Source organism: Pseudomonas reactans, assembly GCF_013387025.1.
Classification (GTDB): Bacteria; Pseudomonadota; Gammaproteobacteria; order Pseudomonadales; family Pseudomonadaceae; genus Aquipseudomonas; species Aquipseudomonas reactans.
Genome location: NZ_JACAQP010000135.1, coordinates 1 through 629, shown reverse-complemented (window position 1 = coordinate 629; position 629 = coordinate 1). Strand labels below are relative to the sequence as shown.

Below are 629 nucleotides of genomic sequence, written 5' to 3'. Positions count from 1 at the left end.
CAATCAAATCGTCTGGTGATGGTATGGAGTCACCCATCACCAGCTCGACATTATCAACATTTTTAAAAATATCAAAAACATCAAAAGCTGTTGAGTCAGAGGTAGCATTGTCACCTACAACCTCTTCCTCAACAACATTTTCGACCATCTCAATGGTCTCTTGATTTTCCCACGGTGTATGCCCTTCCATCACATATTCAGGTGATGCAAGTTCACACACATTATCATTGGTATAAAAATCACTCACCTCCGGTTCTGGCGAAGGTGGTGAACATTTCCAACTTTCCTCTAACTTATCTAAAGAAGCTTGCAATCTTACAAGAGCATCAGCCTGGTCCTTCTGCTCTTGGTGAGTGTTATACAAGAGTACCCAAAGTTGGGCCCAAGTTGCAGAATTCTCAGGCTGAGATGACTCCTCGGTCCGCCATCCATTGTCATCGAATGATCCATTGTAGCAATCATCCTCGTAATAGGTGTCGGCCGGATTTTCATCATACTGATTCGGGTACATGTAATCACCCATCATAAGGATGCACACATACCAAAAATCAGCAAACTAAAATCAAACATCAAAAATTAGAAACTCAGTCCTACAACTCACCTAATCTAAGCTCACAGCTCCCCGGCAA

1 protein-coding gene is annotated in these 629 nt (G+C 42.4%); it reads right to left on the bottom strand.

From position 1 onward, the window contains the following. The coding region (locus HX793_RS30790; protein WP_178905614.1) for a hypothetical protein at positions 1-511 on the bottom strand (511 nt) is incomplete at its 3' end. Positions 512-629: the final 118 nt, after the last annotated feature.